Source organism: Terriglobales bacterium, from assembly GCA_035624475.1.
GTDB lineage: Bacteria > Acidobacteriota > Terriglobia > Terriglobales > Acidobacteriaceae > DASPRL01.
Window position 1 is genome coordinate 1 of sequence record DASPRL010000343.1, and the last position, 5,429, is coordinate 5,429.

4 protein-coding genes are annotated in these 5,429 nt (G+C 68.4%); 1 reads left to right on the forward strand and 3 read right to left on the reverse strand.

What is annotated here, in order from left to right; genetic code table 11:
- On the forward strand, positions 1 to 3,000 hold a 3,000-nt coding region (locus VEG08_13585), incomplete at its 5' end, for an AsmA-like C-terminal region-containing protein (protein HXZ29019.1).
- A gap of 72 nt (positions 3,001 to 3,072) precedes the next feature.
- Here VEG08_13585 and VEG08_13590 read toward each other — a convergent pair.
- The 3 genes from VEG08_13590 to VEG08_13600 all read right to left on the reverse strand — a co-directional run.
- Complete coding sequence (locus VEG08_13590) at positions 3,073 to 3,441, reverse strand: TraR/DksA family transcriptional regulator (protein ID HXZ29020.1); 369 nt, start codon at positions 3,439 to 3,441, stop codon at positions 3,073 to 3,075.
- Between the two features lie 504 nt (positions 3,442 to 3,945).
- Complete coding sequence (locus tag VEG08_13595; GenBank protein HXZ29021.1) at positions 3,946 to 4,689, reverse strand: GvpL/GvpF family gas vesicle protein; 744 nt, start codon at positions 4,687 to 4,689, stop codon at positions 3,946 to 3,948.
- A 264-nt stretch (positions 4,690 to 4,953) separates the two neighbouring features.
- The coding region (locus VEG08_13600; protein ID HXZ29022.1) for a shikimate dehydrogenase at positions 4,954 to 5,429 on the reverse strand (476 nt) is incomplete at its 5' end.

Consider the following 5,429-nt stretch of genomic DNA (forward strand, 5'->3'; position numbering starts at 1 on the left):
CAAGGAGTGTGGAACTTCGCCAGCCTGGGACAGCCGGCCTCGGCCGCGCCGGCCGGAGCGGCCGCGCCCCAGCCCGCGCCCGCCCCGCCCTCGGCCCCGCAAGGCCAGGGGTTCACGCTGGCGGACTTCAAGGTCAGCGACGGCGCGGTCGCTCTCACCGATCTCGAGAAGGGCCAGCCGCGCTCGGTCTACGACCACATTGACTTCTCGGTGGAGGGTTATCAGCCGGGCCAGGCCTTCTCCGTGGACGTAGCGGCGCATCTGCCGGGAGAAGGCAATCAGAAGATGGAACTGAGCGGTACCATCGGCCCGCTGGTGCCCGACGACTACGCCCGCACTCCCTTCCAGGGCAAGTTCAAGCTGGACGAAGTTTCGCTCTCCGGGCTGCAGCGCTTCCTGAACGCCGCGGCGCTGGCCCAGGTGGAGGCGGTGGCCTCGGGCAGCGCCGACCTCAAGAACGAAGGTGGGAAGCTCTCGTCCTCAGGCTCGCTCACCCTGGAGCAGATGAAGGTGCGGGGCAACGACGTGGGCTACCCCATCGCCGCCGACTACGCCTTCCGCCACGACCTTGACCGCGACCAGTTGCAGATCGACAAGGGCAACCTGCGTCTGGGCTCCACCCCCATCGCCGTCACCGGCAGCATCGACTTCCACGGCGCCCCCGCCATCGTGGACCTGCAGGTCAAGACGGCGGAGGTCTCCATCGCCGAGGCGGCGCGCCTGGCCGCGGTCTTCGGCGTGGTCTTCAATCCCAAGATGAAGATCGACGGACGGCTCCAGGCCGACCTGCACGCCCAGGGCCCGCTCACCAGCCCCGTCGTCAGCGGCACGCTCGGAGGCAGGGCCCTGACCATCAGCGGCGGCAGCCTCAAGCAGCCGGTCGAGGTGCCGGAGGTCACCCTCGCCATCTCGCCCGCCGAGGTCCGCTCCAACTCCTTCCGCGCCACCACCGGGGGCAGCGCCCTTACCGCTCAGTTCACGCTCGCCCGCTACAGCCTGCCCGACGCTGCGCTCGACCTCACGCTCAGCACGCAGAACGCCGAGCTGGGTGAAGTGCTGGGCATGGCCCGCGCCTACGGCTTCTCCGCCGCCGAGAAGTATTCCGGCTCGGGGCGGCTGGACGTGAACCTGCACCTCACCGGCCCGCTCCAGGGCGGCAGCTTCAGCTACGACGGCAGCCTGGCCGGGCGCGGCCTCAGCCTCAGCGGCAGTGGACTGAAGCAGCCGCTCTCGGTGCCCGCCATCTCGCTCACCTTCTCGCCGCAGGAGGTGCGCTCCGGTCCTTTTCAGGCGAGCACCGGCGGCAGCACCCTGGCGGCGCAGTTCACCCTGACGCAATACACCACTCCCGCCGCCGCCCTCGACCTCATCCTGAAGACGCAGAACGCCGGCCTGGCGGAGGTGCTGAACCTGGCCCACGCCTACGGAGTCTCGGCGGCGGAGGGCATCAGCGGGAGCGGCCGCGTGGACCTCGACTTGCACGCCGCCGGTCCGCTGCAGGGCTCCGCTCCCTTCACTTACAGCGGCAGCGGGCGGCTGGAGAATGCGTCGCTGAACCTGCCTGCCTTCACCAAGCCGTTGCGCGTCGGCCATGCCGACCTCCAGTTCGCGCGCGACTCCGCGGTGCTGACCAACGTCTCCGCCGGGCTGGGCCAGACCAACATCACCGGCTCGCTGACCCTGCGCAATTTCGACGCCCCCCAGGTGCAGTTCACGCTGGCCGCCGACAAGATGGTGGTGGCGGAGTGGCAGCAGATGATGGCCGGCGGCGCCGGGACGCACGCCGCCGCGTCCCCCGGCTTCTGGGACCTGGTGCCGCGGGCCGACGCCGCCCCCGCCCAGGAGAGCGCGCTGCTGCGCGCCACTGGCTCGGGCACGCTCACCGTCGCCACCCTCGTCTATGACCAACTGGTGATGAGCAACGCCCGCTCCAACGTCACCCTGGACCACGGCATCATCCGCCTGGCCCCGCTCACCGCCGACGTCTGCGGCGGGCAGGAGACCGGCTCCATCGTGATCGACACCCATCCCACCCCCTCCACCTACACCGTCAACCTCAAGCTGCAGAAGGTGGACGCCAACCAGTTGCTCTCCTCGGTGTCGAAGCTGAAGCAGACGCTCTACGGCCTGCTGGCGGCCAATGCCAACACCAGCTTCTCGGCCAGTTCCGCCGCCTCCTCCGCCGACATCGCGCGCAGCCTGAACGGCAACGCCAGCCTGAACCTGGCCGACGGCAGGATCAACAACATGGACGTGATCTGGGAGCTGGCACAGCAGGCCCGGTTCCTGGGCCTGAAGCGCCAGAAGCGGCCCTACACCGACCTGGCCAAGCTGAGCGGCGACTTCGACATCCGCAACGGCGTGGCCAGCACTCAGAACCTGCAGGCGGTCATCAGCGAAGGCTCGTTCGCCGCCAGCGGCAGCGCCAACCTCGCCGACCAGACCTTGAACATGCACGTGGTCGCCGTGCTCTCCAAGGAGTTCAGCGACCAGGTGGGCGGGACCCAGGTGGGCGGCTACATGACCACCGCCCTTGCCAACTCCAAGGGCGAGCTGGTCATCCCGGTGATCGTGACCGGCACTTTCGCGCAGCCGCACTACGCCCCTGACTACGAGGCCATCGCCCGCATGAAGCTGGAGGAGATGCTGCCCACGCTCAGCAATCCCGGCAAGCTCTCCGACATCCTGGGCACCATCCTGGGACAGAAGAAGCCGGGACAACCGCAGCCGGGGCCGGGCGGGCAGCAGCCGCAAGGCCAGCAGCCCAACCAGGGCGGGCAGATCATCGACATCTTCGGCGGAAAGAAGCAGGGCCAGGGACAGCAGGGTGGTCAGCAGCAGGGTCAGGCGCCGCAGGGTCAGCAGCAGAAGCCCACCGACCCCTTCTCGCAGATCCTGGACACGGTCTTAGGCGGCCAGAAACAGAAGCAACCGCAAAAACAGCCACCGCCGTCGCCCACCCCGACGCCGCCCCCCGACCAGCAGGACAAGCCGAAATGACCGCGCAGCTGGGCGTCCAAAAAGCACAAGCCGCCCGCTGGGGCGGCTTGGATCTTGCGCGGAGAAAGACGCTCAGTCCCCGGTCTCTTCCAGGTGTCCCTGCTCCACCTTCTCCTGGCAGGCGATGCAGTAGCGCGTCCAGGGCACAGCTTCCAGGCGCTTGACGTTGATGTCGGCGCCGCAGGAGATGCACTGCCCGAAGGCGCCGGTGCGGATGCGGTCCAGAGCATTCTCCACCAGTTGCAGGGTGTGGCGATCGCTGTTGCTCTGGTGGAAGAGGAACTCCTTGGTGTAGGAGTTGGCGGCCTTGTCGGCGATGTCCTGCGCCACCTCTTCATCGGCGGAGCGGCCATCCTGCTCGGTGCGCGAGACCACCCGCCGCAGCTCCTGCTGCCTGGTTTCCAGCCGCTTCTTGAACTGTTCGACCCGTTTCTTTTCCATGACCGTCGGCCCGCAGGCCAGAACCCTCCCGGAATGCGACCCCTCTTTCGGGCTAATCGAAGATGATAAGCGCGCCCTCGAAGCAGCGTCAACTGCTCTTGCTGGGGGCGTTCGCCGCGGCCTCGGCGCCAGCGGCACGCCGCCTCGGCGCGCGCGGCTTCCGGCGCTGCGGGCGGACAAGGGACGGCCCCGTTGCCGGGGCCGTCCGCAGGAAGAAGAAGAGGCCTGGGGTGGAGGGAGAATCACCGGAAGGGAAGCAGCAGGTGGCTCCGCAGCGCGGGGCCAGGGAAGCAGATCAGAGGGATCCTTGGGTTGGGGGGATCGAAAGGCACCGCAAGCCTCTTTCTCATCCGCAGCATCACGCTAGCGCGGCTGGCCGGCGGCCCCTCGCACTATCCATCGGGCCGGGAGAGAAAGGCGTTCTTCGGCGCCGGGCGGGGGCTGAACGGGAAACACCCGCAAGGCCGAGAACGGCGGTGGCGGACCGTGCTGCCGCGGCCGCCCCTAGTTCTCGCCGGGGACGGTGCGCAGCTTGCCGGGCATGAAGTGGTACGGCGGCCAGGGGCCGCTGATCAGCAATTCGCAGTCCTTGAGCTGGCGCGCCGCGGTGCTGTAGCGGTTCTGGTACTTCTCCACCGACTTGTGGTCGATGAGGTGGGCGATGTCGATCAGCATCCCGCCCTTGTCCACTTTCTTGCAGCTCACTTCCTCCTCCAGGGGATGGAAGAGCTTGTGCACCTGGACGGAGAGGGCGCGGGCCTTGGTCTGGCGCTCGCGCTGGCGGGCGGCCTTGTCGCGCAGCTTGCGCAGGTACTCGCCGCCGGCGGTGAGGGGAAGCTCGATCTCGGCCAGGGCGGCCTCCGGCGAGTTGTGCTTGACCAGCAGCTTGAGGTGCATCTCCGCCTTGCCCCGCAGCCGGTCCACCGAGGCCAGGAAGGCCTTGCGGTTCACCCGCACCGCCCGCCGCAGCGCCTCGTCGTTCTCGAAGACGGTGCCGAAGCGGAAGGGCAGCACGGTGGTGTTGCGGAAGCACTCGCTGACCACCCGGGCGTGGTCGAGGATGGCGCGCTGGTCCAGCTCCCCGCTGCGGGCGTACTCGCTCACGATCACCGCGAACTCCCCGCTGGGGTAGCCCAGCACGCGGCTGCTGCCGATGCCGGTCAGATGTTCGATGGGAAAAGGACGCCGCGCGCGGGTCTCGCCAAGGAAGGCCTGTTGCTCAGTGATGCAGTACGCATACCACGCCATCTCAGTCTCTCCACACTGTGCCCGGCGCAGGCGGCTGCGCCCGGCGTTTGACAGAAAACCAGGGGCCCGGAGCTTCGTGGAAGAACTGCTGACTTAGGGCTTGCGATGTCCTGCAATGGAGGATGGCCGGTTAGCCACGTCCACAACCAATTCCATCCTAGTCCAGCGCGTGGCCAAATAGCAATCAAATTGATGGGCCAAAATCCCGGCCCGGCGCGGCTTTTCGGGGGGGCGCTTCCGCGGGAACGGGAAAGAGCGGGCGCCCTAGCGCCTCTTTTTCTTCTTGTTCTGCGTGGTCGCTTGCGCCGCCCGCTCTTCCAGGGCCTTGGCCACCACCCGGCTCATCTCCTCGGCGGGCGCGGGCTTGCCCGTCCAGATCTCGAACTGGCGCGCCCCCTGGTGGACGAACATCTCCGTCCCCGGGACCACCTCCAGGCCGCGGGCGCGGGCCAGCTTGGCCATCCGGGTCTCGGCCGGGCCGTAGACCATCTCGAAGAAGAGGCGCGCCTTCAGCTCTTTTTCCTTCAGCAGCACCCCGCGGCCGCCGCCCATGCCCACGGGAGTGGCGTTGACGATCACGTCGAAGCTCAGCTTCTTCAGGTCGCGGCGGCTGATGGCCTTGGCGCGCGCCTGCCGCGCCAGCAGCTTGCCCGGCCGGGGGGTGCGGTTGAGCACGTAGACCTCGGCCCCGCGCTCCTTCAGCCCGAAGACCGCCGCCCGCGCCGCTCCTCCGGCCCCCA